At 63.4% G+C, this 24,095-nt stretch carries 22 protein-coding genes and 1 tRNA gene; 15 read left to right on the forward strand and 8 right to left on the reverse strand.

What is annotated here, in order from left to right; translation table 11 throughout:
* Positions 1-308: 308 nt before the first annotated feature.
* A complete protein-coding gene (locus WEB61_RS10925; RefSeq protein WP_368064369.1) occupies positions 309-1,310 on the forward strand; it encodes a sensor histidine kinase in 1,002 nt (333 codons plus the stop codon).
* 6 nt (positions 1,311-1,316) lie between these two features.
* On the opposite strand, the gene parE is transcribed toward WEB61_RS10925, so the two are convergent.
* Positions 1,317-3,362 (reverse strand): DNA topoisomerase IV subunit B, encoded by a 2,046-nt coding sequence (parE, locus tag WEB61_RS10930; RefSeq protein WP_368064370.1) that lies wholly within the window; start codon positions 3,360-3,362, stop codon positions 1,317-1,319.
* Positions 3,363-3,438: 76 nt separating this feature from the next.
* Positions 3,439-4,026: a TetR/AcrR family transcriptional regulator gene (locus tag WEB61_RS10935; protein WP_368064371.1), complete on the reverse strand. Its 588-nt coding sequence runs from the start codon at positions 4,024-4,026 to the stop codon at positions 3,439-3,441.
* 51 nt (positions 4,027-4,077) lie between these two features.
* Here WEB61_RS10935 and WEB61_RS10940 point away from each other — a divergent pair, with 51 nt between their 5' ends.
* The 3 genes from WEB61_RS10940 to WEB61_RS10950 all read left to right on the forward strand — a co-directional run bounded on the left by WEB61_RS10940 (position 4,078) and on the right by WEB61_RS10950 (position 6,688).
* Entirely contained in the window at positions 4,078-4,539 is a 462-nt protein-coding gene (locus WEB61_RS10940) for a DUF1330 domain-containing protein (protein WP_368064372.1), read from the forward strand.
* A gap of 62 nt (positions 4,540-4,601) precedes the next feature.
* Entirely contained in the window at positions 4,602-5,903 is a 1,302-nt protein-coding gene (locus WEB61_RS10945; RefSeq protein WP_368064373.1) for an NADH:flavin oxidoreductase/NADH oxidase family protein, read from the forward strand.
* 17 nt (positions 5,904-5,920) lie between these two features.
* Positions 5,921-6,688: an MBL fold metallo-hydrolase gene (locus tag WEB61_RS10950; protein WP_368064374.1), complete on the forward strand. Its 768-nt coding sequence runs from the start codon at positions 5,921-5,923 to the stop codon at positions 6,686-6,688.
* Here the strand turns inward: WEB61_RS10950 and WEB61_RS10955 are convergent.
* The 3 genes from WEB61_RS10955 to WEB61_RS10965 all read right to left on the reverse strand — a co-directional run bounded on the left by WEB61_RS10955 (position 6,664) and on the right by WEB61_RS10965 (position 9,738).
* Positions 6,664-7,233 (reverse strand): AAA family ATPase, encoded by a 570-nt coding sequence (locus WEB61_RS10955; RefSeq protein ID WP_368064375.1) that lies wholly within the window; start codon positions 7,231-7,233, stop codon positions 6,664-6,666. The two genes, WEB61_RS10950 and WEB61_RS10955, sit on opposite strands and share 25 nt — an antisense overlap.
* Before the next feature lie 617 nt (positions 7,234-7,850).
* Positions 7,851-9,257, reverse strand: a complete 1,407-nt coding sequence (gene glnA / locus WEB61_RS10960) for a type I glutamate--ammonia ligase (protein WP_368064376.1) — start codon at positions 9,255-9,257, stop codon at positions 7,851-7,853.
* A 142-nt stretch (positions 9,258-9,399) separates the two neighbouring features.
* On the reverse strand, positions 9,400-9,738 hold the full coding sequence (locus WEB61_RS10965) for a P-II family nitrogen regulator (protein ID WP_368064377.1): 339 nt from the start codon (positions 9,736-9,738) through the stop codon (positions 9,400-9,402).
* A 324-nt stretch (positions 9,739-10,062) separates the two neighbouring features.
* Here WEB61_RS10965 and WEB61_RS10970 point away from each other — a divergent pair, with 324 nt between their 5' ends.
* The 4 genes from WEB61_RS10970 to WEB61_RS10985 all read left to right on the forward strand — a co-directional run bounded on the left by WEB61_RS10970 (position 10,063) and on the right by WEB61_RS10985 (position 14,138).
* Positions 10,063-11,247 (forward strand): aminotransferase, encoded by a 1,185-nt coding sequence (locus WEB61_RS10970; protein ID WP_368064378.1) that lies wholly within the window; start codon positions 10,063-10,065, stop codon positions 11,245-11,247.
* Positions 11,248-11,814: a hypothetical protein gene (locus WEB61_RS10975; protein ID WP_368064379.1), complete on the forward strand. Its 567-nt coding sequence runs from the start codon at positions 11,248-11,250 to the stop codon at positions 11,812-11,814.
* The gene (locus tag WEB61_RS10980; RefSeq protein WP_368064380.1) at positions 11,811-12,473 is read left to right on the forward strand and encodes an alpha/beta hydrolase; all 663 of its coding nucleotides are present in this window, start codon (positions 11,811-11,813) and stop codon (positions 12,471-12,473) included. The genes WEB61_RS10975 and WEB61_RS10980 overlap by 4 nt, the downstream gene beginning before the upstream one ends.
* A gap of 111 nt (positions 12,474-12,584) precedes the next feature.
* Positions 12,585-14,138, forward strand: a complete 1,554-nt coding sequence (locus WEB61_RS10985) for an acetyl-CoA acetyltransferase (RefSeq protein ID WP_368064381.1) — start codon at positions 12,585-12,587, stop codon at positions 14,136-14,138.
* A gap of 89 nt (positions 14,139-14,227) precedes the next feature.
* On the opposite strand, the gene WEB61_RS10990 is transcribed toward WEB61_RS10985, so the two are convergent.
* Positions 14,228-14,593, reverse strand: a complete 366-nt coding sequence (locus tag WEB61_RS10990) for a DUF4870 family protein (protein WP_368064382.1) — start codon at positions 14,591-14,593, stop codon at positions 14,228-14,230.
* Between the two features lie 134 nt (positions 14,594-14,727).
* On the opposite strand from WEB61_RS10990, the gene WEB61_RS10995 reads away from it, so the two are divergent.
* The gene (locus WEB61_RS10995) at positions 14,728-15,309 is read left to right on the forward strand and encodes a histidine phosphatase family protein (protein ID WP_368064383.1); all 582 of its coding nucleotides are present in this window, start codon (positions 14,728-14,730) and stop codon (positions 15,307-15,309) included.
* 10 nt (positions 15,310-15,319) lie between these two features.
* Here the strand turns inward: WEB61_RS10995 and WEB61_RS11000 are convergent, their stop codons facing one another.
* Positions 15,320-16,219: a LysR family transcriptional regulator gene (locus WEB61_RS11000; protein WP_368064384.1), complete on the reverse strand. Its 900-nt coding sequence runs from the start codon at positions 16,217-16,219 to the stop codon at positions 15,320-15,322.
* Positions 16,220-16,340: 121 nt separating this feature from the next.
* Here WEB61_RS11000 and WEB61_RS11005 point away from each other — a divergent pair, with 121 nt between their 5' ends.
* The 3 genes from WEB61_RS11005 (at position 16,341) to WEB61_RS11015 (ending at position 19,973) form a co-directional block, all read left to right on the forward strand.
* Positions 16,341-17,201, forward strand: coding sequence for an isocitrate lyase/phosphoenolpyruvate mutase family protein (locus tag WEB61_RS11005; protein ID WP_368064385.1), 861 nt, complete (start codon positions 16,341-16,343; stop codon positions 17,199-17,201).
* Positions 17,202-17,233: 32 nt separating this feature from the next.
* Positions 17,234-17,587, forward strand: coding sequence for an antibiotic biosynthesis monooxygenase (locus WEB61_RS11010; protein WP_368064386.1), 354 nt, complete (start codon positions 17,234-17,236; stop codon positions 17,585-17,587).
* 118 nt (positions 17,588-17,705) lie between these two features.
* Positions 17,706-19,973: an arylsulfatase gene (locus WEB61_RS11015; RefSeq protein ID WP_368064387.1), complete on the forward strand. Its 2,268-nt coding sequence runs from the start codon at positions 17,706-17,708 to the stop codon at positions 19,971-19,973.
* A 40-nt stretch (positions 19,974-20,013) separates the two neighbouring features.
* On the opposite strand, the gene WEB61_RS11020 is transcribed toward WEB61_RS11015, so the two are convergent.
* Positions 20,014-20,508 (reverse strand): DUF2141 domain-containing protein, encoded by a 495-nt coding sequence (locus tag WEB61_RS11020; protein WP_368064388.1) that lies wholly within the window; start codon positions 20,506-20,508, stop codon positions 20,014-20,016.
* A 139-nt stretch (positions 20,509-20,647) separates the two neighbouring features.
* On the opposite strand from WEB61_RS11020, the gene WEB61_RS11025 reads away from it, so the two are divergent.
* The 3 genes from WEB61_RS11025 (at position 20,648) to tig (ending at position 23,966) form a co-directional block, all read left to right on the forward strand.
* A complete protein-coding gene (locus WEB61_RS11025) occupies positions 20,648-22,147 on the forward strand; it encodes an NAD(P)H-hydrate dehydratase (protein WP_368064389.1) in 1,500 nt (499 codons plus the stop codon).
* A 224-nt stretch (positions 22,148-22,371) separates the two neighbouring features.
* Positions 22,372-22,456 (forward strand) — tRNA-Leu (locus WEB61_RS11030).
* Positions 22,457-22,490: 34 nt separating this feature from the next.
* Positions 22,491-23,966, forward strand: a complete 1,476-nt coding sequence (gene tig / locus WEB61_RS11035) for a trigger factor (protein WP_368064390.1) — start codon at positions 22,491-22,493, stop codon at positions 23,964-23,966.
* Positions 23,967-24,095: the final 129 nt, after the last annotated feature.

Here is a 24,095-nt window from a genome sequence, read left to right on the forward strand (position 1 = left end):
GCTTCACCCGGCTCCGGCGGCGCGCTTGCCGTTGCCCGGGCGCGAGATTGTCCGGAATAGTGACGAAAACGGCGCACCGGAGCAGTCTCGAGCCGGAACGCGGGGCGAATCGTCGCAGCTCGATTTTCTGAAAGTTAATGCTTTCGGCTCATTCTCCGGGGTCAGAACGGCGAAAAAGGCCGATGGCAGGAATGACCGAACAACCGACAACGAAGCTGGAGTCCGAGAGCGATCTGGACGTCGTGGAACCAACGAACCGCGACTCCCGCCGCGGTCTGCTGTCTGCCGTGAATCACGTTCTCGGGCGTATGTCGATTCTGGCCACCACGGCATTTCTGACGGGGGTCGCCGTTGTGATTGCGATCTCGCTCAACTGGGTGCTCGGACAGATCGGTCTCATTGATTTTACCTGGCGGATATTTGCGGCCACCACCATCGTCACGATTCTTACCGGCGCACCGATCATCGTCTATTCGCAATTCATTATCCGTGAAATGAAGTCATCGCGCCGCATGCTCCGCAAGATGACGGAGCGCCTTGCCTGGGCCTTCCACAACGCAGAGCGTGCCAATGAGGCCAAGTCGCACTTTCTTGCCAATATGAGCCATGAACTCCGGACACCGCTCAACGCGATCATCGGTTTCTCCGACATCATGCGCAATGAGCGCTTCGGTCCGATGGGCAACGAGCGGTATCGCGAGTACGCGCGCGACGTCAACGACAGTGGCATCCATCTGCTCGGCATCATCAACGACATTCTCGACCTTGCGAAGATTGAGGCCGGTCACGCGACGATGGAATCCGAGACCGAATTCGATACCGGCGCGGCGATCGGAAGTGCCGAGCGCATGGTCCGTCCAATGGCCGAAGAGCGCGGCGTGCGCCTTGCGGTCGATGTGAGCAATTGCGCGCCGCGGCTGATCGGCGTCGAACGCATGGTTCGACAGGTGTTGATCAACGTATTGTCGAATGCGGTGAAATTCACCGAAAGCGGCGGTCTGGTGACATTGTCAGCGGAATACCGCTCGCAAGGCAATTTCGTGATTTCGATCGCCGACACCGGCATCGGCATGTCGCCCGATGAAATCAAGCTTGCGCTGACGCCTTTCGGTCAGGCTGACAACATGATGACACGCAAGCAGGCGGGTACTGGTCTCGGTTTGCCGCTTGCAAAGGCGATGATGGAACTGCACGGCGGGCGTCTGATGGTCCGCAGCGAAAAGGGCGCGGGTACGGCAATCATCTTGATCTTCCCGGGAACGCGGATTGCCTCCGCGCCGCTGCCGGTTGAAACCGCGCTGGCCGGCTGATCGCCTTCAGATATCGAGATCCCGCGCGAAAGCCGCATGCTCCTGGATGAACTGGAAGCGTAGTTCCGGCTTGTTGCCCATCAACCGTTCGATGGCGATGCCGGTTTCCCTCGCTTCGTCGGCGGGAACGACAACGCGCAACAGCGTGCGCTTGCCGCGCGCCATCGTCGTCTCTTTAAGCTGTGCCGGCATCATTTCGCCAAGCCCTTTGAAGCGGCTGACCTCGACTTTGCCTCTCCCGGAAAACGCCTGAACCAGCAACTCGTCCTTGTGCGCGTCGTCGCGGGCATAAAGCGTCTTGCCGCCTTGCGTCAGCTTGTAGAGCGGCGGCGCGGCCATATAGAGATGCCCCTGTCGGATCAGTTCGGGCAGCTCCCGATAGAAAAAGGTGATGAGTAGCGAGGCGATATGCGCCCCGTCCACATCGGCGTCGGTCATGATGATGACCTTGTCGTAACGCAAATCGGCCTCCCGGTAGTGCGAGCCGGTGCGCACGCCGAGCGCCTGAATGAGATCGGAAATCTGCTGGTTTTGGGCGAGCTTGGCACCGCTGGCGCTAGCGACATTGAGAATCTTGCCACGGAGCGGCAGGATCGCCTGGCTCGCGCGGTCGCGGGCCTGCTTGGCCGAGCCGCCAGCCGAGTCGCCCTCGACGATGAATATCTCCGAACCGTCCGCTGCCGACTGGCTGCAATCGGCAAGCTTGCCTGGCAAGCGCAATTTCCGCGTCGCGCTCTTGCGTGCGACGTCCTTCTCCTGTCGCCGCCGCATCCGTTCGTCGGCGCGGTCGATCACCCACTCGAGCAGCTTGTTGGCTTGTTGCGGCGCCGCCGTCAGCCAGTGATCGAAATGATCGCCGATGGCTTTCTCGACCAGCCGCTGCGCTTCGGGGCTTGAAAGTTTTTCCTTGGTCTGACCCTGGAATTCAGGCTCACGAATGAAGACCGAAAGCATCGCGCCCGCCGTCCCAAGCACGTCGTCGGCCTGGATCTGTGCCGCCTTCTTGTTGCCGACCATGTCGGCATAGGCTTTGAGGCCCTTCACCAGTGCCGCACGCAGGCCCGCTTCATGCGTCCCGCCCTCGATCGTCGGCACTGTGTTGCAATAGGAATGCACAAATCCATCGCCGCCGCCAAACCAGGCGATCGCCCATTCGACCGAACCGTGACTGCCGGCCTTCGACACCTTGCCGGTGAAGGCGTCCGCCGTCACCGTGTCATAGCCGTTGAGCGATGCCTTGAGATAATCGACAAGCCCGCCCGGAAAATGCAGCACCTCGCTTTGCGGCGTATCGTCGCCAATCAGCGAAGCCGCGCAGGACCAGCGGATTTCGACGCCGCCAAAGAGATAGGCTTTCGAGCGCGCCATCTTGTAGAGACGCTTCGGAATGAAGCGCGCGCCCTTGCCGAAAATCTCGGGGTCGGGGTGAAAGGTAATCCGTGTGCCGCGCCGATTGTGCACTCGGCCCTTGTCGGCAAGCTTGCCCGTGGGTGCGCCACGTATATATGACTGCGTGTATAGGGTCTGATCGCGCGCCACTTCCACCTCGAAACGATCCGACAGCGCATTGACCACCGAAACACCGACGCCATGCAGCCCACCCGACGTCTCGTAGACCTTGCCGCCGAATTTACCGCCCGAATGCAGCGTCGTCAGGATCACTTCGAGCGCCGACTTGTTCTTGAACTTCGGATGCGGGTCGACCGGAATGCCGCGCCCGTTGTCTGCCACCGTCAGGCTGCCGTCCTCGTCGAACGTGACCTCGATCCAGTTGGCGTGGCCGGCTACCGCCTCGTCCATCGAATTGTCGAGCACTTCGGCGAAGAGGTGATGCAGCGCCTTCTCGTCGGTGCCGCCGATATACATGCCCGGCCGCCGCCGCACGGGCTCCAGCCCCTCCAGCACCTCGATATCCTTGGCCGAATAGGTGCCGTCGCCCTTCGCCGCCTTCACGGTTGCGGATTTGGCTGCTTTCACGGCGGGCTTCGGGCTCGCCGCGAGGGAGAAGAGATCGTCGGTAGCAGCGGGTTTGCTCGTCTTGCGGGCGGTCATGAACTCGAAACTTTATGAGAGAGAATCAATGGGGATTGTAGGGCGGAGCTAGGGCACACGCCATGCCGGGGACACTCTAACGCAATAAAGCGCGTTCCATTGAATGAATGATGGCATCGGCCGCGCTTGCCGCGCTCCAGCCCCGCTCCACGGTAAGGAGACCCCAGGTTTCCACCGACGATCCGGCCCACAGAAAATCGGCCGCGCGGGCAGCCGTCCAATGTGGCGCAAGCGCGCCCGCCTCATGCAATCCGCGCGTAAGGCTCCGGAAGACGCGTTGGAGTTCGGTCATCCTGTCATCCCATGCCTTGGCCGCGTCGCTGTCGCCGGCACGCAGCCGGATCAGGTCTTGGGCGACAGGATAAATCTCCGGCACGAAGCTGCACCACACGGCGAGGCAGGCTTTGAGTCGCGTTCGCGGTTCCGTCTTCGCCAGCGCTTCCATGAATTTCCGGCGAATATCTGCTCGGTCGTCTGCACGACGTACAAGAGCGATGAGCAGTCCCCCACGCGATCCGAAATGAACATAGATCGACTGCCGCGTCATGCCGACCGCGCCCGCGATTTCCGCCAGCGAAATGCCGGCGCCGCGCTCGGCAATGAGCGCCCACGCCGCATCGAGAATTTCTGCGCGGGTCCTCGCGGATTTTCCAATTTTTGACATATGTAACAATCTTGTATAATTTTACACGAGTAAAAATAACAGGAGCCGATCGTGAACACCAGCATCTTGAACGACGGGGAAAGGATCGCAGCCTTCGTTGCGGCCTATGGCGACGGTGCGGATGGCGCTGCCCCGCGGGCCGCCCAATGGCAAGCCTTGCTCGCGCGCGCTGCCGCCGCGCCGGTTACGCTCGTCAATTTCTTCAAGCTGAGGACGCAGGCGAACTATCCGGCGGGCAGCCGCGCGGAGGTTTGTTCGGGTCAGGAAGCTTTCGGCCGCTACGCCGCGGTCAGCGCGCCGGGAATCGAGAAGGTCGGTGGTCGCTTTCTGCTGCTGGCACCCTTCGAAACGGCTTTTGTCGGTGACGCCGAAGATTGGGACTTTGTCGCCGTCGGCGCCTATCCCGGAAAGGACGCGGTGCTCGCCCTCTTTGAAGATGCGGACTATCGGCAAGCCTACATTCACCGCGTTGCGGCCTGCGAACGACAGAAAGTCCTTCTCTGTGCCGCTTGAGGCGCTTGTCCTTGTCTCCCTTTGTGCCACAGTCGGGCATCGCGTAATTCGGGAGAAAACGGATGTCTGCCACAATTTCCTCGCCGCTGACGCTGCCCTGCGGCGCCATGTTGAAAAACCGCATCGCCAAGGGCGCCATGACCGAGGGGCTCGGTGACGCGCAGAACCGCGCCACCGAGGCCCATGTCCGCCTCTATCGCCGCTGGGCGGAGGGCGGGGCGGGCATGCTGCTGACCGGCAATGTCCAGATCGACCGCCGCTATATGGAGCGCCCCGGCAATGTGGCGATCGACGGGCCGCAGTCGAACGAGGCCATTGCCGCATTGCGCGACTATGCGAAGGCGGGCACGGCGAACGGCGCCCATCTCTGGATGCAGATTTCCCATGCCGGTCGCCAGACCCCGGCGCTGGTCAACAAGGAGCCTGTCGCGCCCTCGGCGAAACCGCTCGATATGCCGGGCGCGCAGTTCGGCAAGCCGCGCGCGATGACCGGCGCCGAGATCGAGGATGTGATCCGCCGCTTCGCCCATGTCGCGACCGTCGCCCGTGACACCGGCTTCACCGGTGTGCAGGTCCATGGCGCGCATGGCTACCTCATCTCGGAGTTCCTCTCGCCCGACGTCAACAGCCGCACCGACGAATGGGGCGGCAGTCTGGAAAACCGCGCCAGGCTTTTGCTCGAAATCATTCGCGCGGTGCGCCGCGCCGTCGGTCCCGACTTCCCGGTTTCGGTCAAGCTCAACTCGGCCGATTTCCAGCGCGGCGGCTTCAGCCACGAAGACGCGATCAGGGTCGCCGCATGGCTCGATGCCGAAGGCCTCGACCTCCTCGAAATCTCCGGCGGCACCTATGAGCAGCCGCGCCTTGTCGGCCTCGACGATATGACGCTGCATCCCGAAAAATCCGAACCCCGCCGCGAAAGCACCATCGCCCGCGAAGCCTATTTCCTCGAATATGCGAAAGACATCCGCGCGGCGGTCAGGATGCCGCTGATGGTGACGGGCGGTTTCCGCACCGCCGCCGGCATGAACGCGGCGCTGGCGAGCGGCACCATCGACCTTGTCGGTCTCGCGCGCCCGCTTTGCGTGGATCCGGCGATCCCGGCAAAGCTGCTCTCCGGCGCGGCGCGCGAAACGCCGGCTTACGAAAAGACGCTGCGCATCGGCCCCGGCATTCTGGGGCCCCATAGCCGCTTCAATCTGATCAAGGCAATGAATGGTTGGGGTCAGCAGGGATGGTTCTGCCTGCAGCTGTTGCGCATGGGTGCGGGCCAGGATCCCGATCCGCGCATGGGTGTCTTCTCGGCCTTCCGCAACTACGCGAAAAACGAGGCGCGGACGGCCGCCGCCTTGCAGCGGCCCTGAGCGGTGAAGGAGCGAGCGTGAAAATTGCGGAGCGTTGGTTTGAGCGGCGGCAGATGGACGACGGCGTCACGCTTCTTTGGGAGCCGCATGTCCATCCCTTCATCCGCTGCAACATCTGGTTCGTGCGTGGCCGCGACCGCGACCTCGTAATCGATACCGGCACCGGTGTCTGCTCGCTCGCGGCCGAAATCGCCGGCCTCTCCGGCAATCCGCTGGTCGCCGTCGCCACCCACATCCATTACGACCATGTCGGCTCGTTGCATGAATTCGAAAACCGGCTGATGCATCCCGTCGAGGCCCCGTATATGGAGCCTTACGGGGAGTTCGCAGCGCTCTCGGCGGCCGCCTTTCCCGAAGATATCCGCGAGGCGCTGGCGGGCTACGGCCTCGGGCGCGACGAAGTGCTGATCGATGCGCTGCCGCATGCCGGATACGACATCGACGACTATCGCGTGACGTCGACGCGTGCCACCGGTCTGATCGGGGAGGGCGACGCCGTCGATCTCGGCGATCGCCGCTTCACCGTCATGCACCTGCCCGGTCACTCGCCGGGCTCGGTCGGCTTGTGGGAGGAAAAAACGCAAACGCTCTTTTCCGGCGACGCGATCTATGACGGCCCGCTGCTCGACGAGCTGCCGGGCTCCGACATCGCCGCCTATGTGAAAACGATCCGCCGCCTGCGCGACATGGCCCCCCGCGCCGTTCACGGTGGCCACGACCCGAGCTTCGACGGCGCCCGCCTGGTCGAGCTCTGCGACGACTATCTGGCGCGGCGCTCGGCCTGAACGCCAGCCCGCATCAGTACAAAATCCACGCGCGCCTCCACACCGGCCCTCGGCAGCTCCACAAGTGCATATCCGGCATCCCGATAGGCCGTCCGGATCGCATCGTGCGTTGCCACCGCCTCGGCGAAATCCTGTTTGCGCTCGGCATCGTTGCCGTAGATTGCCTCCCAGGGCGGCGCGACGAAAACGGTGTTGTTGTAACGGTATCGCGTCACCGCCTCTTTGAGCGGCGGCGGCACCTCTTCGCCGATCAGCCGGCTGTAGCCGATGAGATCGGGCAATCCGCGATCGAAGAAGACGGGTGTGTGTAGGCCGGTTCTCGCTTCGAACGTCTGCACCGCGTCCGTGAACATCAGATCGCGAAACGCCAAACGGTCTCCCTCATGTGTCGCATTGCCGCCCGTTCGCAGCTGTTCCCGGATGATGCGCCGCCCGGCCTCCTCGACATGCGGAAAGCCGCGCGCGGCCAGAACATCGATCAGCGTTGTCTTGCCGGAGCCTGGGCCGCCAGTGATGACGAAGAAGTTGGGGCGTTCGATTTTCAATTGATGTCTCGCGATGAATCGGCGCATGGGAAGAGACAAAGCCGCGCGGCTTTGCGTCTCGTTTGCATGGATGGGATTGAAAAAATTGAAGGGAGCGAAACGTAATCGTTTGCGCTAAGGCGCAACCCCGCTCAAGCGGAAGCCCCGGATTTTCCTGTCGGGCGTTCCCTCGCGGGGTTGCATTTGGATGTGCTGTTCGCACTCGCCCGCGCTATAAAGCCGGGCTTTTCTCCGTGCCTTCCACCCGCGCGCTCAATTAGCGTCACGCTGGCGTCAGTGTTTTTCCGCGCTTTTCCCTTGGCCTAAACGGTTTACCGACCGGTCACGCATGAGAACAGCGTCGGGTCTTGGCAATGGATCGAAATCTCTCGGTTTTTACAGGGATTCGACCTGCGTCGGTGGAGCCATCTTCGAAACCTCCTCCTTCGTGAGACATGAAAATGCTACGCCTCATCGTGCAAAGGTCAAGGGAAATAAGGGTTTCTCGTTGGGTCCTTTGAGTCAAGCATGCTGACCGATTTACGGCCGAAAAAAATCTGTAGACGGATCAAAATTTGCCCGCAACGAAAAAGGCCGGAGCTTTCGCTCCGGCCTTTCCGTTCGCCGATCCCGGAGGATCAGATCGAATAGTACATGTCGTATTCGACCGGATGCGGCGTCATTTCGTAGCGCATGCATTCTTCCCACTTCAGTTCCAGATAGGCGTCGATCTGGTCGTCGGTGAACACATTGCCCTTGGTCAGGAACTTGCGGTCGGCGTCGACCGAGATCAGCGCCTCGCGCAAGCTGCCGCAAACCGTCGGAATGTTCTTTAGCTCTTCCGGCGGCAGCGCGTAGAGATCCTTGTCCATCGGCCCGCCCGGATCGATCTTGTTTTCGATCCCGTCGAGACCGGCCATCAGCATCGCCGCGAAGGCGAGATAGGGATTGGCCGTCGGATCGGGGAAGCGGATTTCGATGCGCTTGGCCTTCGGCGAGGTGCCGTAGGGAATGCGGCAGGAGGCCGAGCGGTTGCGCGCCGAATAGGCGAGCAGCACCGGCGCTTCATAGCCCGGCACCAGCCGCTTGTAGCTGTTGGTCGACGGGTTGGTGAAGGCGTTGAGCGCCTTGGCATGCTTGAGGATGCCACCGATATACCAGAGGCACTCCTGGCTGAGATCGGCATATTTGTTGCCGGCGAAGAGCGGCTTGCCGTCCTTCCAGATCGACTGGTGGCAATGCATGCCCGAGCCGTTGTCGCCGAACACCGGCTTCGGCATGAAGGTCGCCGTTTTGCCGAAGGCATGCGCGACGTTGTGGATTACGTATTTGTAGATCTGCAGATGGTCGGCCACCGTCGTCAGCGTCGCGAACTTGATGCCGAGCTCGTGCTGGGCGGCGGCGACTTCGTGGTGGTGCTTTTCAATGGTGACGCCCATCTCGCCCATCACCGTCAGCATCTCGCCGCGCAGGTCCTGGCAGGAGTCGATCGGGTTGACCGGGAAATAGCCACCCTTGGTGCGCGGCCGGTGCCCGAGATTGCCCGTCTCGTAATGCGTGTCGGTATTGGTCGGCAGTTCGACCGAGTCGACCTCGAAACCGGTCTTGTAGGGGCTCGTGGAAAACTTCACGTCGTCGAAGATGAAGAATTCGGCTTCCGGGCCGAACACCACCGTGTCGCCGATGCCGGTCGACTTGAGATAGGCCTCGGCGAGCTTGGCCGTGCCGCGCGGATCGCGCGAATAGGGCTCGCCGGTCGACGGCTCCAGAATGTCGCAGAAGATCGCCAGCGTCGTCTGCGCATAGAACGGGTCGATGGTCGCCGTCGCGGTATCGGGCAGCAGGATCATGTCGGATTCGTTGATCGCCTTCCAGCCGGCGATGGACGAACCGTCGAACATGGTGCCTTCGGCCCAGAATTCGTCGTCGCAAAGGCCGATGTCGAACGTGACATGCTGCATCTTGCCGCGCGGGTCGGTGAAGCGCAGGTCGACGTATTTGACGTCCTTTTCCTTGATGATCTGCTGAATAGGTTTGCCGGCCATTTGATCCTCTTTCCCTGTTGCCCTTTAGGGGTTCGTGCGTCGGGCTTGCGCCCTCTCGTTAAAATCGCGCGCGGGCCTTCCGGGGCCGCGGCGCGCCATATTGTCGTTCAGCTCGAAATCGTCAAATCGTTCCTCTGGCTCGCTAGATCGCCTCTGCGCCGGTTTCGCCGGTGCGGATGCGGATCGCTTCCTCGACGGCGGAAATGAAAATCTTGCCGTCGCCGATGCGGCCGGTGCGCGCGGCCTGCTGGATCGCCTCGACGGCCTTGGCCACCAGATCGTCGTTGAGCACGACCTCGATCTTCACCTTGGGCAGAAAATCCACCACATATTCGGCGCCGCGATAGAGCTCGGTATGGCCCTTCTGACGGCCGAACCCCTTGGCCTCGGTCACGGTGATGCCTTGCAGCCCCGCTTCCTGCAGCGCTTCCTTCACCTCGTCGAGCTTGAACGGCTTGATGATCGCCTCGATCTTTTTCATTCGCTGACTTCCTTGCTTGCTGGGCCTGCCGCCCCCGCTTGTCTCCAAAGGGTTAGCATGGCTCGTGCCAACCCGGTGGACGTCGAAAAGCAGAACAGAACCAACATGTTATGTGTTTGAGCGGGGTCTGCTGCCCGGCTTTTATGCAGCTTGAATGCACATAAAACAGGCAACAAGAGTGAAAAACAGGCAGCAGCTTAACCAAACTCGACTTTAGGCGAAAACCCGCCCGGCCGCGCCCTTTTTCGCCGCGATTGACAGCTTGGCCCCGCCCCGCGACAAAACGCCGGCAAGGTTTCACGTGAAAAGGCGAGGGCAGGGCGGATGCGGGCGGCAAGCCGGGTGTTTTCGGGTCTGGGCACGACCATCTTCACGACCATGTCGGCGCTGGCCGCCGAGCACGGCGCCATCAATCTCGGCCAGGGCTTCCCCGACGATGAGGGCCCGGACGACATCCGCGCCGTCGCCGCGAAAGCGATCATGGAGGGCCCCAACCAGTACCCGCCGATGATGGGCCTGCCCGCGCTGCGCCAGGCGGTCGCCGCCGCCAACAGGCGCTTCTACGGCCTCGACATGGACTGGCAGACCGAAGTGATGGTCACCTCCGGCGCCACCGAGGCGCTCGGCGACTGCCTGATGGGCCTTCTGAACCCCGGCGACGAGGCGATCCTCTTCGAGCCCGCCTATGACAGCTACAAGCCCGTCATTGAGGCGCTGGGCGCCAGGGCCGTCCCGGTTGCACTGGAGGCGCCGCACTGGTCGCTGCCGCTGGAGGCCCTCGAGGCGGTCTTCTCGGACCGGACCAAGCTCGTCCTCCTCAACACGCCCATGAACCCGACCGGCAAGGTCTTCTCCCGCGCCGAACTCGAGGCCATCGCCGCCCTCATGCTTCGCCATGATGCCTATGCCGTCTGCGACGAGGTCTATGAGCACCTGGTCTTTTCGGGCGCCGCCCATGTCCCGCTGATGGCGCTGCCCGGCATGCGCGAGCGCTGCCTGCGCATCGGCTCGGCCGGCAAGACCTTTTCCCTCACCGGCTGGAAGGTCGGCTACGTCACCGGCCCCGCCCACCTGATGCAGCCCGTCGCCAAGGCGCACCAGTTCGTGACCTTCACCACGCCGCCGGCGCTGCAAACGGCGGTCGCCTACGGCCTCGGCAGGGACGACACCTATTTCGCCGGTCTCGCCGCGTCGCTCGAAGCGAAGCGCGACCTGCTCGCCAGGGGTCTCGCGGAAGCGGGCCTCGATGTTCTGCCCACGGACGGAACTTATTTCATCTCCGCCGATTTCCGCTCCCTCCTTAAAAACAAGGAGGGCTTCAACGGCACCGACGACGAATTCTGCCGCGACATCACCGTCAAGGCGAAAGTCTCGGCCATCCCGCTCTCGGCCTTCTATGCTGACCCCGCCAGAGCCCCGCACCATCTCGCCCGTTTCTGCTTCTGCAAGCAGGACGCGGTGCTGATCGAAGCGAGTGCAAGGCTGAAGGCTTATGCAAAGGAGCGTTGAGTGAAATTCAGACTCGTATATGACGGAAAATTGAAGGGCGGTCAGAGCAAAGACGCCGCGCACATCCACGAGATTAGAAAGGAGTTTCACCGTCAGCTTGGTGTCCTCTGGATGACCGAACCGCTAAAAAGTTTTGTGGATGGCATCGCTGATCTAGGAGTTATGGAGGTTCCTTCAGAGTTCGAAGTTCTTGCTTCCGGTGGAGTGAAGTTTCTACCCATAGCTCAGGCAAAAAATCATCTTCTTGCTGAACTGAAAATATTGTTGTTGCGGCCGGCGCCTGCAGGAGCCTTGCTTCAACACGGTGGTGACATCGACAACCGAATTAAGACATTGATTGACGCATTGCGTGTCCCAACTCCCGGTGAAGTAGCGAAACTCAAGCTACAATCGCAGGAAGAGATATTCTTCTGCGTGCTTGAAGACGACAAGCTCGTAACGAGCTTTGCAGTTGAAGCTGATACCTTGCTTGAGAATGGGGTTGACCATCAGTACTGCCACGCCGTGATAGAAGTACGGTTGTGGGCGAGCAAAGTTACGATGGAAAATCTCGGTCTGATTTCGTGAGCGCATTCAACACTCTCCGACGCCCCGCCGCTTCCGGCAAGGCCGAATGGCTTGTCGCCTTCCTGCACGGCTACGGTTCCTCCGGCGCCGAATTGATGTCCTTCGCCGACTACTGGCAGTCCTCCATGCCCGATGTCGCCTTCGTCGCGCCGGACGGTCCGGCGCCCACGAAAGACGGCGGCTTCCAATGGATCGGCAAGCGCCCTGCCGGCGACCCGCGCCTCTATGACGACGCGGTCGAGGCCGCGCCGGCGCTCCACAACTTTCTCGACGCCGAACTCGCGCAAATCAATCTCGGGCCCGAACGTCTCGCACTTGTCGGCTTCAGCCAGGGCACGGTGATGGCGCTGCATCTCGGCCTGCGCCGCGCCGTCGCGCCGGCCGCCGTGCTCGGCTATTCGGGCGGTCTTGTCGGCGCGGACAAGCTGAAAGACGAAATCCGTTCGAAGCCGCCGGTCATGCTGGTGCATGGCGAGCAGGATGCGCTGGCGCCTGTCTACGGCATGATGGCTTCGGTCAAGGCGCTCAGCGAGGCGGGCATCGTCTGTCAGGGCGTGCCGATCCCCGGTCTCGGCCACGAGGTCAACGCCGACGCCCTGATCTATGGCGCGCGCTTCCTGCTCTCCGCCTTCGCCTTTCGCGAGAAGCACGGCGCCTGACGCAACGGCGCCGCGCCGCGCCGTCCGCCGCTGGACAGCGCGCAACGAGCCGCTATTCTCGCCGCCAATCGTTAGCATCACGAACTAAAAGAATTTCAAGGGAGCCGCCTGATGTCCGACAAACTCGACCCCCGCATGCCCGTCCTTGTCGGCTGCGGCCAGTTGGTCCAGAAGGAAAAGGATGTCGAGAAGGCGCTTTCGCCAATGCATCTGATGGCCGACGCCGCCCGCGCCGCCGCCGCCGACGCAGGGCTGGGCGACAAGCTCTGGGCCGCCATCGACAATGTCACGACGGTGCGCTTCATCACCGACAGCCCGGATTCAGGCAGGCTGCCGTTCGGCCGCTATCCGAACGCCTCGAAGACGCTGGCCAACATGCTCGGCGCCAGCCCTTCGAAAACCTGCTACGGCCCGACCGGCGGCAATACACCGCAAATGCTGGTCAACCACACCGCCGAACTGATCGCCAATGGCGACACACAGGTGGCGCTCGTCGCCGGTTCGGAATGTTTCGGCACGCTGATGCGCGCGCTGGGGCAGGGCAAACAGCTTCCCTGGCACGACGAAAATCCCGGCGGCAGCCGCATCGACATCGGCAACGAGAAAGCCGGCGTTACTGAAGCCGAAAAGCGCCACAAGCTGCAATTCCCGGTCAACATCTATCCGATGTTCGAAAACGCCATTCGCGGCGCCAGGGGACGCAGCGTCCGCGACCATCAGCTTGCCATCGGCCGCCTGATGGCACCCTTCACGGAAGTGGCGGCGAAGCATCCGCAAGCCTGGTTCCCGGTCGCCCGCACCCCGGAAGAAATCGCAACGCCCACCGACGACAACCGCTATGTCGGCTTTCCCTACACGAAGTATATGAACGCGATCATGCAGGTCGATCAGGCCGCCGCCGTCGTCATGATGTCGGTCGAAAAGGCGCGCGAACTGGGTATCCCGCAATCGAAATGGGTCTTCCTGCATGGCTGCGCCGACGCCAACGATCTCTGGTATCCGACCGAGCGTGTCAATTATCACTCATCGCCCGCGATCCGCATGATGGGCAGGAAGGCCTTTGCGATGTCGGGCTGGAAGATCGGCGACATCGATTATTTCGACCTTTATTCCTGCTTCCCGTCGGCCGTGCAGATCGGCCGCGACGAACTCGGCATCGTCGAAGACGATCCGCGCCCGCTCACCGTCACCGGCGGCTTGCCCTACTTCGGCGGCGCCGGCAACAACTACGTCATGCATTCGATCGCAACGATGATGGACAAGCTGCGCGCAAAGCCCGGCACGAAAGGCCTTTGCACTTCGAACGGCTGGTACGTCACCAAGCACGGCCTCGGCCTCTATTCGACGGCGCCGCGCGAAGGCAAATGGGAGCGCGAAAAGCCGGCCGCCTATCAGGCCGAGATCGACGCCGAGAAACACCCGAAGGTCGAGGAAAAGCCGAACGGCAAGGCGAAGATCGAAACATACACGGTCGTCCATGGCCGCGGCGGCGCCGAATTCGCCATCCTCTTCGGCCGCATGGCCGACAGCGACGCCCGCTTCGTCGCTCACACGCCGAACGACCCCACAACGCTTCAGGACATGCTGACCCGCGACCAGCTCGGTCGCCCCGGCAGCGTGACCTCCCCTGCCGATGGCAGCGTCAACATCTTCACGCCTGAATAAAAAATGTCATTGCCTCTGGTCCCTCTCCCCAACGGGGAGAGGGAGGGGGCGGGCGTCAGCCCGCGGAAGGGTGAGGGGGCTTCACGCCCTCACCACAGCCACGTCTCGGGATCGGGCACCGGCTTGCCGTCCATCGCCAGCATGATGCCCTTGATCAGGCGGATCAGCGCCCAGACAACCGTCGCGAGCAGGATCAGGAAACCGATAAGGAGGAACGTCGTGATCGCGCCGACGACCGCGAACAGAAGGCTGATCCAGAAAGTGCGGATCAGATAGGTCAGGTGCGAGGCCGCCGCCGGCGTCGACTCGCCGCGTTTGAGATAGGCGACAATCACGCCCGCAATGGAGGTGATGGCGGTGACGAAGCCGATGAAATAGAGAATATAGACGAGCTTGGCGATGCCGAATTCGTCGCTGCCCGTTTGCGCAACAGGGGGATTGGGCGTGTCGCTCATGGATGCCTCCTCTGAAGAATCGCCTCCTGAAAGGCTAACCCCTCATCCGCCCCCTGACCATCGGCTTTCCCTTGCCGACGCAGCAGCAGGGCGCTAATCCCTCCCGACAGCCATTGCACCCGCAGGAGCCGCCCATGCCCACCATCTACATGATCCGCCACGGCGAGGCCGCCGCCGGCTGGGATGCCGACACCGATCCGGGCCTCAGCGACAAGGGCCGCGCGCAATCGGAAGCCGTCGCCCGCGAAATCGAGACGCGCATCGGCCGCAAGCTGCCGCTGCTTTCCTCGCCGCTGCGCCGCTGCCGCGAAACCAGCGAACCGCTGGCCGCCAGCTGGGCCGCCACACCCGCCATTGAGCCCCGCGTTGCCGAAGTGCCGTCGCCCGTCGAAGACCTCGCCGCGCGCGGCGTCTGGCTCCGCCGTCTGATGGCCGGCACATGGGCCGACGCGCTGGCGCCGGAAATCACCGGCAACGGCAAGGTCGATCTCGCGGCCTGGCGCCGCGCCGTCATCGACGCGCTGACGGAGCGCAGCGAGGACACGGTGATCTTCTCTCATTTCATCGCCATCAACGTCGCCGCCGGCGCCGCAACGGGCGACGATCGCTTCATCACCTTCCGCCCCGACAATTGTTCCGTCACGATCTTCGAAACCGAAGGCCCCACGCTGAAGCTGGTCGAGCAGGGCAGGGAAGCCGACACCAAGGTTAATTGAGTTCCGCCGCCTACACCCGGTAATCCGCCTTCAAAATCTCCAGCAGCTTCCGCGACGCCGGGCTGAGATAACCGCCCTTGCGCACAATCGCCGTCACCGGATTGGCCGCATTGAGATCGCCCGCCCGAATGACAGCAAGCGATTTCGCGACGCGTTCCTCGGCAATGCTGCTTTCTGGCAGCAGCGCAATGCCGAAGCCGGCTTCAACCAGCCGCTTTTGCGCCGTCAGACTGTCGATGGCAGACCAGCGGAAATGGCCGACGCCGCGCAACAGAAACTGGGCGAAGATATTCGCCGCGGACGGCTCCTCGAAATCCGGTGGCGGCGGAAAGGCCAGCCAGTGTTCGTCGCCGAGATCGGCGAACCGCGCCATGCGCTTGTTCGCGCGCGCGTGATCCGGCGCGCAAGTCACGACAAGCGGCTCGGGCTTGAGGGCAAAGCCGATGAGGTCGGGCGACCGGTCGTTGAAATAGCGAAGCCCGATCGTCGCCTCGCCGCTCCGCACCAACTCGCTCACCTCGGCGCTTGTCGCCGTTCCGAGCGTCAGCGCGACACCCGGCGAGCGCGCCGCGAATTTCTTCAGAACGCGCGTCAGTCCGGCGCTCGCCAGCGTACCGACGACCGCAATCGAAACCGGCCCGCCATCGCCCGATTGCAGCGCCTTCAGCGCATCCGCCGTGTCCTTCAGCGCCGCCAGCACCCGCTCGGCATGCGGCAGCAGCACACGGCCCGCCTGGCTCAGCACGACGCCGCCCGTCACGCGCTCGAACAGCGGCGCCCCGATTTCCTCTTCCAGCAGCGCGATGCGGCGGCTGATTGCCGGTTGCGAGCGGTTCAGCACCTGTGCTGCCGGCGAGAACCCGCCTGTCCGGTGAATGGTCACGAAAGTATGGAGCGCCTCGGAATCCATGCGCCGCCTCCCATGCAAAAAACAGATGACTATGATCCAAACTATAAATTGGACGAATAGGCACACAAGCCCCAATTTCCCGGCAACGCGAATCCCACCCGCCATGTCGAAGGAAACCGAAATGCAGACGAGCGACACCGAAGCCAGGGCGCAAACCTTTCAGGCGATGCATAAGTCCGGTCCGGGCTTCATCATGCCCAATGCCTGGGACGCCGGCAGCGCCATGCTGCTCGCCGCCACGGGCTTCAAGGCGATAGCGACCACCAGCGGCGGCATCGCCTTTTCGCTCGGCAAGCAGGACTATCAGGTGTCGGACGCATCGCTCGGCGTGACGCGCGAGGAAATGTTTGTCCGCATGCGCGAAATCGTCCAGGCGGTGCCCCTGCCGGTCAACGGCGATCTCGAAGCCGGTTACGGCGACAGCCCGGAAGCGGTCGCCGAAACCATCGGCATGGCGATCGAGGCGGGCCTCGCCGGCGGTAACATCGAAGACAAGAAACCGCTCAAGCCCGTTCTCTATGATGACGCGCTGGCCGTCGAACGCATCGCCGCCGCCCGCGCCGCGATAGCAAAACGAAAGAGCGCCTTCGTCCTGACCGCGCGCACCGACGCGTTTCTGGGCAAGTCGTCAGACCCGCTGGGCGCGGCCATCGCCCGCGCCAACCGCTTCCTCGAAGCGGGCGCCGACTGTGCTTTCGTGACCGGCGTCGCCGACCTGCCGACGATGAAAATTCTGGTTCGCGAGATTGACGGGCCGATCAACATCGTTGCCGGTCTCGTGAGCACGGAAGGCAATGCCTACGAGATGCTGGAGGCCGGCATCAGGCGCATCAGCCTCGGCGGCTCGATTGCGCGTTCGGCCCTGGGCTTCATCCACCAATGCGCGCGCGAACTGCATGATAGCGGCACGCTCGGCTTCGCCGCCGATCAGATGCCGCAAGCCGACCTCAACGCGCTCTTCGCGCAGGCGCGCGCCCGCTGACCCGGCCACCCGCAAACACAAGAGCTTGTTCAATGACCAGATCGACCAGCGTCGCCCGCGTGGCGCGCACCCCTGAGCCGCCATACTACGCGGTCTCCACGACGACTGAACTCGGCCCCGGCTTTGACGAGGACGCCTATTTCAAACTGGCGACCGAACTCTATGGCCGCGCCGGCGAGATCGGCGGCTTTCTCGGCCTCGAGGCTTTCTTCCAGGACGGCGCCTCGGTTGCGATCACCTATTGGGAGAGCCTTGAGGCGATCCAGCGCTGGCGCGACGATCCGCGCCACATGGCGGCGAAGCACAAAGCCAAAACGGTATGGTTCGGTCCCACCATCACCCGCATCGCCCGTGTCGAGAGGGACTACGGGTTCAATCTGGAATAGGCGCGTCGCCATCCGGTGTTCCGCTTCACGGAATACCCGCAATCGTCGCTTGTCCTTCGCCCGCCGCACTTGTTTAATGGATAACATTAGAACGGTGCGGACCGGGGAGGGGAGTGCGATGAACTACAAGCATCCATCGGGCGAGGAGTTTCACGGCGTCATCGGCCGCACCATCGAGGAGTCGACCCCTTGGTGGCCGGAGCCGAAGCTCGGCGCCGGCGCCCCTGACGTCGTGATGGTCGTGCTCGACGACACCGGCTTTTCTCATCTCGGCTGCTACGGCTCCACCATCGAAACGCCGAACATCGACGCGCTGGCCGCCAGGGGCGCGCGCTTCACCGGCTTCCACACCACCGCGCTCTGCTCGCCGACCCGCGCCTGCCTGCTCACCGGCCGCAACCATCACGCGGTCGGCATGCGCGGTGTTTCTAATTTCGATACCGGCTTCCCCAACATGCGCGGCTCGATCCCGAAAAGCGCCGCGACGCTGGCCGAGATCCTGCGCGACAAGGGCTACGCGACCTTCACCACCGGCAAATGGCATCTCGCGCCGATGAGCGAATGTTCCGCTGCCGGCCCCTTCGCCAACTGGCCGCTGCAAAAAGGTTTCGACCGCTATTACGGTTTCCTGCAGGGCGAGACCGACCAGTTCTACCCCGAGCTGACGCATGACAATCATTTCATCGACGTGCCGGCCCGTGCCGAGGACGGCTACCACATCTCCGAAGACATCGTCGACCGTTCGGCGGGCATGATCCGCGACATCGTTTCGCTGGTCCCCGAACGGCCCTTCTTCCTCTACACCGCCTTCGGCGCCATGCACGCGCCGCATCAGGCGCCGCAAAGCTATCTTGACAAATATCGCGGCCGTTTCGACGCCGGCTGGGATGTCGAGCGCGAAAAATGGTTTGCCCGCCAGAAGGAGATGGGCGTCATCCCGGCGGACACGGCGCTCGCCCCGCGCAATCCTGGCGTTCGTCCGTGGGAAGAGCTTTCGCCGAATGAAAAGGCGTTCGCCGCGCGGCTGCAGGAAGCCTTCGCCGCCATGCTCGAACACACCGACCACCAGATCGGCCGCCTGATCGCCTTCCTGAAGGAAGTCGGCCGCTGGGACAACACGCTGTTCATTCTCTTGTCCGACAACGGCGCCAGCCAGGAAGGCGGACCCACCGGCGTCTTCGATGAGATGAAATGGTTCAACGGCATCCCTGAAAATGTCGATGCCGCGGTCGCCCGTCTCGACGACATCGGCGGCCCGGAAAGCCACTGCAACATTCCCTGGGGCTGGGCGCAGGCCGGCAACACGCCGCTGAAATGGTACAAGCAGAACACGCATGGCGGCGGCGTCCGCGATCCGCTGATCATGCACTTCCCCGCAGGCCTCGCCGCGCCCGGTGCCTTCCGCCGCCAGTTCTGCCACGCGGTCGACATCGCGCCGACCGTGCTCGATATCATCGGCATCGAAACGCCGTCGGTCGTCGCCGGCGTAACGCAAATGCCGGTCCACGGCGTCAGCCTGAAGGCGGCGCTGGCCGACCCGGAGGCAAAAGTCGAACGCGCCGCGCAATTCTTCGAGATGCTCGGCCATCGCGGCATCTGGAAGTCAGGCTGGAAGGCCGTCACGCGCCACGAACAGGGCAAGCCCTTCGACGAAGACCGCTGGGAGCTTTACCACCTCGCCGAAGACTTCTCGGAAATGAACGACCTCGCCGCCAGCGAACCCGCGCGGCTGAGGGAACTGATCGACCTCTGGTGGACCGAGGCCGAGGCGCAAGGCGCGCTGCCGCTCGACGATCGCAACGGCATCGCGCTCTTTGCCGCCTCGCGCCGCCCCGGGATGCCGACCTCGCGCAAAAGCTTCCTCTATCGCCCGCCGGTCTCCCACATCGTCGCCGATGCCTGCCCGCCGGTCGGACGCGGCTGGCGCATGACCGTCGATCTCATTCATCCGGCGTCGGCCGGCGACGGCGCCCTCGTCGCCCGCGGCAGTATCAATTCCGGCTTCGTGCTCTACATCAAGGAAGGCCGCCTGCATTTCGACTACAACTGCTTCCACGATCACACGCGCGTCTCGGATGCCGCATCGCTGTCGCCCGGTGTGCGCAACGTCGAGCTTGTCGTCACCCGCCGCGCCGATGGCGGCGGCGATGTCGCGCTCGCGGTCGATGGCGCGGAAGTGGCCTCGGGCACGATCCCGAAACTCGTCTTCATGCTCTCCTCGATCGGCATGGACATCGGCCGCAGCCTCGCGCCGGTCAATCGCGACTATGCCGAACCCTTCGCCTATGGCGGCACGATCCGCACCGTCGCCTTCGACATCCCCTCGCTCCGTCCGCAACAGGGCGAAGCCGTCGCCCAGGTCCGCGCAGCCTACGCGCAGCAATAGGGAAGGGCCGCGGTCGCGCTCATCGTTCGCCACTGTCCGCTCACTTCTTGGGCCCCGGCCGGACATAGGGCGCGACCTGGTAGGTCAGCGCGACGCTGGTGCTGACATCGCCGTCGCCGACCGTCACGGCGGCCTTGTCGAAGGAGGGCGCGCGAAGAAAGCCGATCGCGTTGTTGCTGAAGCCGTAGCCCTCGATTGGGATCCGCAGAATGCTGATGTCGAGCAGCCCGTTGTCGTTCTCGTCGTGAAAGACGATGACGCCGTAGCGGCCGGGTGGCAGGTCCGAGATCGCGATCCCCTGCGGCCCCGTCTTGGCCCGCATCGTCACGCCGACAAGCCGCCCCTTGTCGTTCAGCAACCCGACCTTCGCCGACGTACTGATGGCATCCTCGAAATTGGCGGCGCTGTCATAGAAGCCGATCATCAGCGCGCCGTCATCCGAGCGCACGCCCGTCACCGTCACCTTGAGATCGCCGGCCCCGGCCGGCAGGGCGGCGAGCGATGCAAAGGCCAGTCCGGCCGCAAGTCTCCACATCCTGTTGACGGGCTCCCCCGAAAATATGTCCGGTCCTCAGTCCCGTCTGCAATCTAGCATGAGGCGGACACGCGCAAACGGCAACATTTGAGGCAGGGGCGCCCCTGACCCGCCGCAATCGCATGGCTATAGTGACGCCATGCGCGATTCGTCTCCGGTTCTTCTCACCACCGCCGAAATGGCGCGCGCCGACGCGCTGACGATCGCGCGCGGCCGTCCGGGTTCCGTCCTTATGGAGAACGCCGGCCGCGCCGTTGCCGAGGCCATCGCCGCGCGCTTCGCCGTCGGCCCGGTCGCGGTGCTCTGCGGCCCCGGCAATAATGGCGGCGACGGTTTCGTTGCCGCGCGCCTGCTGGCCGAACAGGGCTGGCCGGTGACGCTCTTCCTTCTCGGCGCCCGCGAGAACCTCAAAGGCGACGCGGCGGAGGCAGCCGCCCGCTGGCAGGGCCCGGTCCGCCCGCTCGCCGCCGATGCGGGCGAGGGCGCCTCCCTCGTCATCGACGCGATTTTCGGCGCCGGTCTCGCCCGCGATGTCGAGGGCGTCGTCGCCGAACTGATTGCCCGTATCGCGAAATCGGGCGTCCCCGTTGCCGCGGTCGACGTCCCCTCGGGCCTCGATGGCGACACCGGCGCTCCCCGCGGGGCCGCCTTCAAGGCGGCGCTGACCGTCACCTTCTTTCGCCTGAAACCCGGCCACCTGCTGCTGCCGGGCCGTCTTCTCTGCGGCGAGTTGAAGGTTGCCGATATCGGCATCCCGTCCGATGTGCTCGAAGAGATCGCGCCGCAGACCTTCATCGACCATCCGCCGCTCTGGGCGGCCTCCTTTCCGCAGCCGAAGATCGACGGACACAAATACACACGCGGCCACGCCGTCGTCGTCTCGGGCGGCGCGGCGCATACCGGCGCGGCGCGTCTGGCCGCGCGCGGCGCCTTGCGGGCAGGGGCGGGGCTCGTCACGGTCGCGACGCCGCCCTCCGCACTCCTCGTCAATGCGGCGCATCTGACCGCCATCATGCTGGCGCCCTTCGACGGTGCCGACGGCCTGACGCAAATTCTCGAGGACAAGCGCAAGAACGCGCTGCTCATCGGTCCCGGCGCCGGCGTCGGCGCGGAGACACGCGAGAATGTGCTGGCGGCCCTCCTTTCCGGCGCCACAATGGTGCTCGATGCCGACGCGCTGACATCGTTTGCCGAAATTCCGCGCGATCTCTTTGTGGCCATCAAGGGCTATTTCGCCGGTCCCGTCGTGCTGACGCCGCATGAGGGAGAATTCGCGCGTCTCTTTCCCGATCTCGCGGCCTCCGGCGAAAGCAAGCTCGTCCGCGCCCGCCGCGCCGCCGCCGAAGCGGGGGCCGTCGTCATCCTCAAGGGTGCCGACACAGTCGTCGCGGCGCCCGACGGCCGCGCCGCCATCAACATCAACGCCGGCGCCGAACTCGCCACCGCCGGGTCGGGCGACGTGCTGGGCGGCATCGTCCTCGGACTTCTGGCACAGGACATGCCGCCATTCGAAGCCGCCGCCGCCGGCGTCTGGCTGCACGGCGAAGCGGGCGCCGCCTTCGGTCCGGGTCTGATCGCCGAAGATATTTCCGAAATGCTCCCCTCGGTCCTGCGCGACCTTCGTTCCGAGCTCGGCTGAGACGGAAGCAAGGCCGTGAAAACGGGGATTACTTTATTTTATCTCCGCCCCTTATCCCCGCTGCCGCGCCCTTTGTGACAGTTCCATGACTGTTTGATGACAGAGGGGGTGTTTTCGCGCGCTCGGGCGCTGCTCTTTTGCTGGCAATCGCCCCAACCCCTTGATATAGAGAGCGCCAAATTGGGGAGCGGCTGGCTCTTGTCGGGCCTCGTCGTCGGCCCATGGCGGGCGTGGCGGAATTGGTAGACGCGCTGGATTTAGGTTCCAGTGCCGCAAGGCGTGGGGGTTCGAGTCCCTCCGCCCGCACCAGACCGAAACCCCTTTAAATACAATGGATTGGAAGATGCAGGTCACGGTCACCAACACGGACGGTCTGAAGCGCGAATTGAAGATTCAGGTTCCCGCGCAGGATCTCGAAGCCCGCCTCGGCGTCAAGCTCGAGGAAATGAAAAACCAGGTTCGCCTCAAGGGCTTCCGTCCCGGCAAGGTGCCGGTCAGCCATCTGCGCAAGACCTTCGGCAAGCAGGTCATGGGCGAAATCATCCAGGAAACCGTCGGCGAGTCGAGCCAGAAAGCGCTGGCGGACGAAGCACTTAAGCCTGCCTTCCAGCCGTCGATCGATCTCGAGGGCGAAATCCAGGAAGTGATGGACGGCAAGGCCGACCTCACTTTCAAGATGAGCTTCGAGGTTGTGCCGACCTTCGAACTGGCAGACTTTTCAAAGGTTTCCATCGAACGCCTCGTTGCAGAGGTGAAGGATGCCGACATCGATGAAGCGCTGAAGCGCCTCGCCGAAAACCAGAAAAATTTCGAGCCGCGCGCGGAAGGCGCCGCAGCCGAGAACGGCGATCTGCTCACCGTCGACTTCGTCGGCAAGATCGACGGCGTTGCCTTCGAGGGCGGTTCGGCGGAAGACGCCAATCTGGAACTCGGCTCAGGCCGCTTCATTCCGGGCTTCGAGGAACAACTCGTCGGCGCGAAGGCGGGCGAAGAAAAGACCGTCAATGTGACGTTCCCGGCCGAATACGGCGCCGAACAGCTCGCCGGCAAGGATGCCGTCTTCGAGGTCAAGGTGAAGGAAGTGAAGGCGCCCGCCGAAGTCACGATCGACGACGAACTCGCCAAGCGCTTCGGCTTCGATGAACTCGCCAAGCTGCGCGAGGCGCTCGCCGAGCAGATCAAGTCCGACTACACCCGCATGTCGCGCATGCATATGAAGCGCGCCATGCTCGACAAGCTCGACGAGCTGCACGATTTCGAGCTGCCGCCCACGATGGTCGAGCAGGAGTTCGAGCAGATCTGGAAGCAGTTCGAACACGAACTCAGCCACCAGAACAAGACGGCCGCCGACCTCGATGAACCCGAGGAAGAAGTGAAGGCCGAATACCGCAAGATCGCCGAGCGCCGCGTCCGCCTCGGCCTGCTGCTGGCCGAAGTCGGCGAAAAGAACAGCATCTCCGTCACCGAGCAGGAGCTGAACCAGGCGCTCGCCGAACGCGCCCGCCAGTTCCCCGGTCAGGAGCGCCAGCTTTACCAGTACTACCAGCAGAACCCGCAGGCCGTTCAGGAACTGCGCGCACCGATCTTCGAAGACAAGGTCGTCGACTTCATAGCCGAGCTGGCCGATGTGACCGACAAGGCCGTCGACCGCGAGACGCTCTTCGCCGATCCCGAAGCGGAGGAGCACGAGCACGTCCACGACGAGAACTGCGACCACGACCATGACCACGATCATGGCGAAGCCAAGCCGGCGAAGAAGCCGGCTGCAAAAAAGGCAGCGGCAAAAAAACCGGCTGCAAAGAAAGCCAAGGACGACTGAGCCGCGCGTCGAAGCGCTGTCGGACAAGGCCCGGAGCTCCCCTCCGGGCCTTTGTCGTTTCAGCCGCCGCATTCCGGTCACAATCGGCGACGGTCGCATTAAGAATTTGTTAGCAAAAAACTTTGCCCG

The organism is Parvibaculum sp., from assembly GCF_040882025.1.
Taxonomy (GTDB): Bacteria; Pseudomonadota; Alphaproteobacteria; order Parvibaculales; family Parvibaculaceae; genus Parvibaculum.

Bases quoted from the DNA above. Each gene is read 5' to 3' on its own strand.
- tig (WP_368064390.1), top strand. From the start codon at position 22,491: ATGCAGGTCACGGTCACCAACACGGACGGTCTGAAGCGCGAATTGAAG.
- WEB61_RS10970 (WP_368064378.1), top strand. From the start codon at position 10,063: ATGCGGGCGGCAAGCCGGGTGTTTTCGGGTCTGGGCACGACCATCTTC.
- WEB61_RS10965 (WP_368064377.1), bottom strand. From the start codon at position 9,738: ATGAAAAAGATCGAGGCGATCATCAAGCCGTTCAAGCTCGACGAGGTG.
- WEB61_RS11015 (WP_368064387.1), top strand. From the start codon at position 17,706: ATGAACTACAAGCATCCATCGGGCGAGGAGTTTCACGGCGTCATCGGC.
- WEB61_RS11025 (WP_368064389.1), top strand. From the start codon at position 20,648: ATGCGCGATTCGTCTCCGGTTCTTCTCACCACCGCCGAAATGGCGCGC.
- WEB61_RS10925 (WP_368064369.1), top strand. From the start codon at position 309: ATGTCGATTCTGGCCACCACGGCATTTCTGACGGGGGTCGCCGTTGTG.
- WEB61_RS10985 (WP_368064381.1), top strand. From the start codon at position 12,585: ATGTCCGACAAACTCGACCCCCGCATGCCCGTCCTTGTCGGCTGCGGC.
- parE (WP_368064370.1), bottom strand. From the start codon at position 3,362: ATGACCGCCCGCAAGACGAGCAAACCCGCTGCTACCGACGATCTCTTC.
- glnA (WP_368064376.1), bottom strand. From the start codon at position 9,257: ATGGCCGGCAAACCTATTCAGCAGATCATCAAGGAAAAGGACGTCAAA.
- WEB61_RS10945 (WP_368064373.1), top strand. From the start codon at position 4,602: ATGTCTGCCACAATTTCCTCGCCGCTGACGCTGCCCTGCGGCGCCATG.
- WEB61_RS10990 (WP_368064382.1), bottom strand. From the start codon at position 14,593: ATGAGCGACACGCCCAATCCCCCTGTTGCGCAAACGGGCAGCGACGAA.
- WEB61_RS11020 (WP_368064388.1), bottom strand. From the start codon at position 20,508: ATGTGGAGACTTGCGGCCGGACTGGCCTTTGCATCGCTCGCCGCCCTG.
- WEB61_RS11000 (WP_368064384.1), bottom strand. From the start codon at position 16,219: ATGGATTCCGAGGCGCTCCATACTTTCGTGACCATTCACCGGACAGGC.
- WEB61_RS11005 (WP_368064385.1), top strand. From the start codon at position 16,341: ATGCAGACGAGCGACACCGAAGCCAGGGCGCAAACCTTTCAGGCGATG.
- WEB61_RS10995 (WP_368064383.1), top strand. From the start codon at position 14,728: ATGCCCACCATCTACATGATCCGCCACGGCGAGGCCGCCGCCGGCTGG.
- WEB61_RS11010 (WP_368064386.1), top strand. From the start codon at position 17,234: ATGACCAGATCGACCAGCGTCGCCCGCGTGGCGCGCACCCCTGAGCCG.
- WEB61_RS10935 (WP_368064371.1), bottom strand. From the start codon at position 4,026: ATGTCAAAAATTGGAAAATCCGCGAGGACCCGCGCAGAAATTCTCGAT.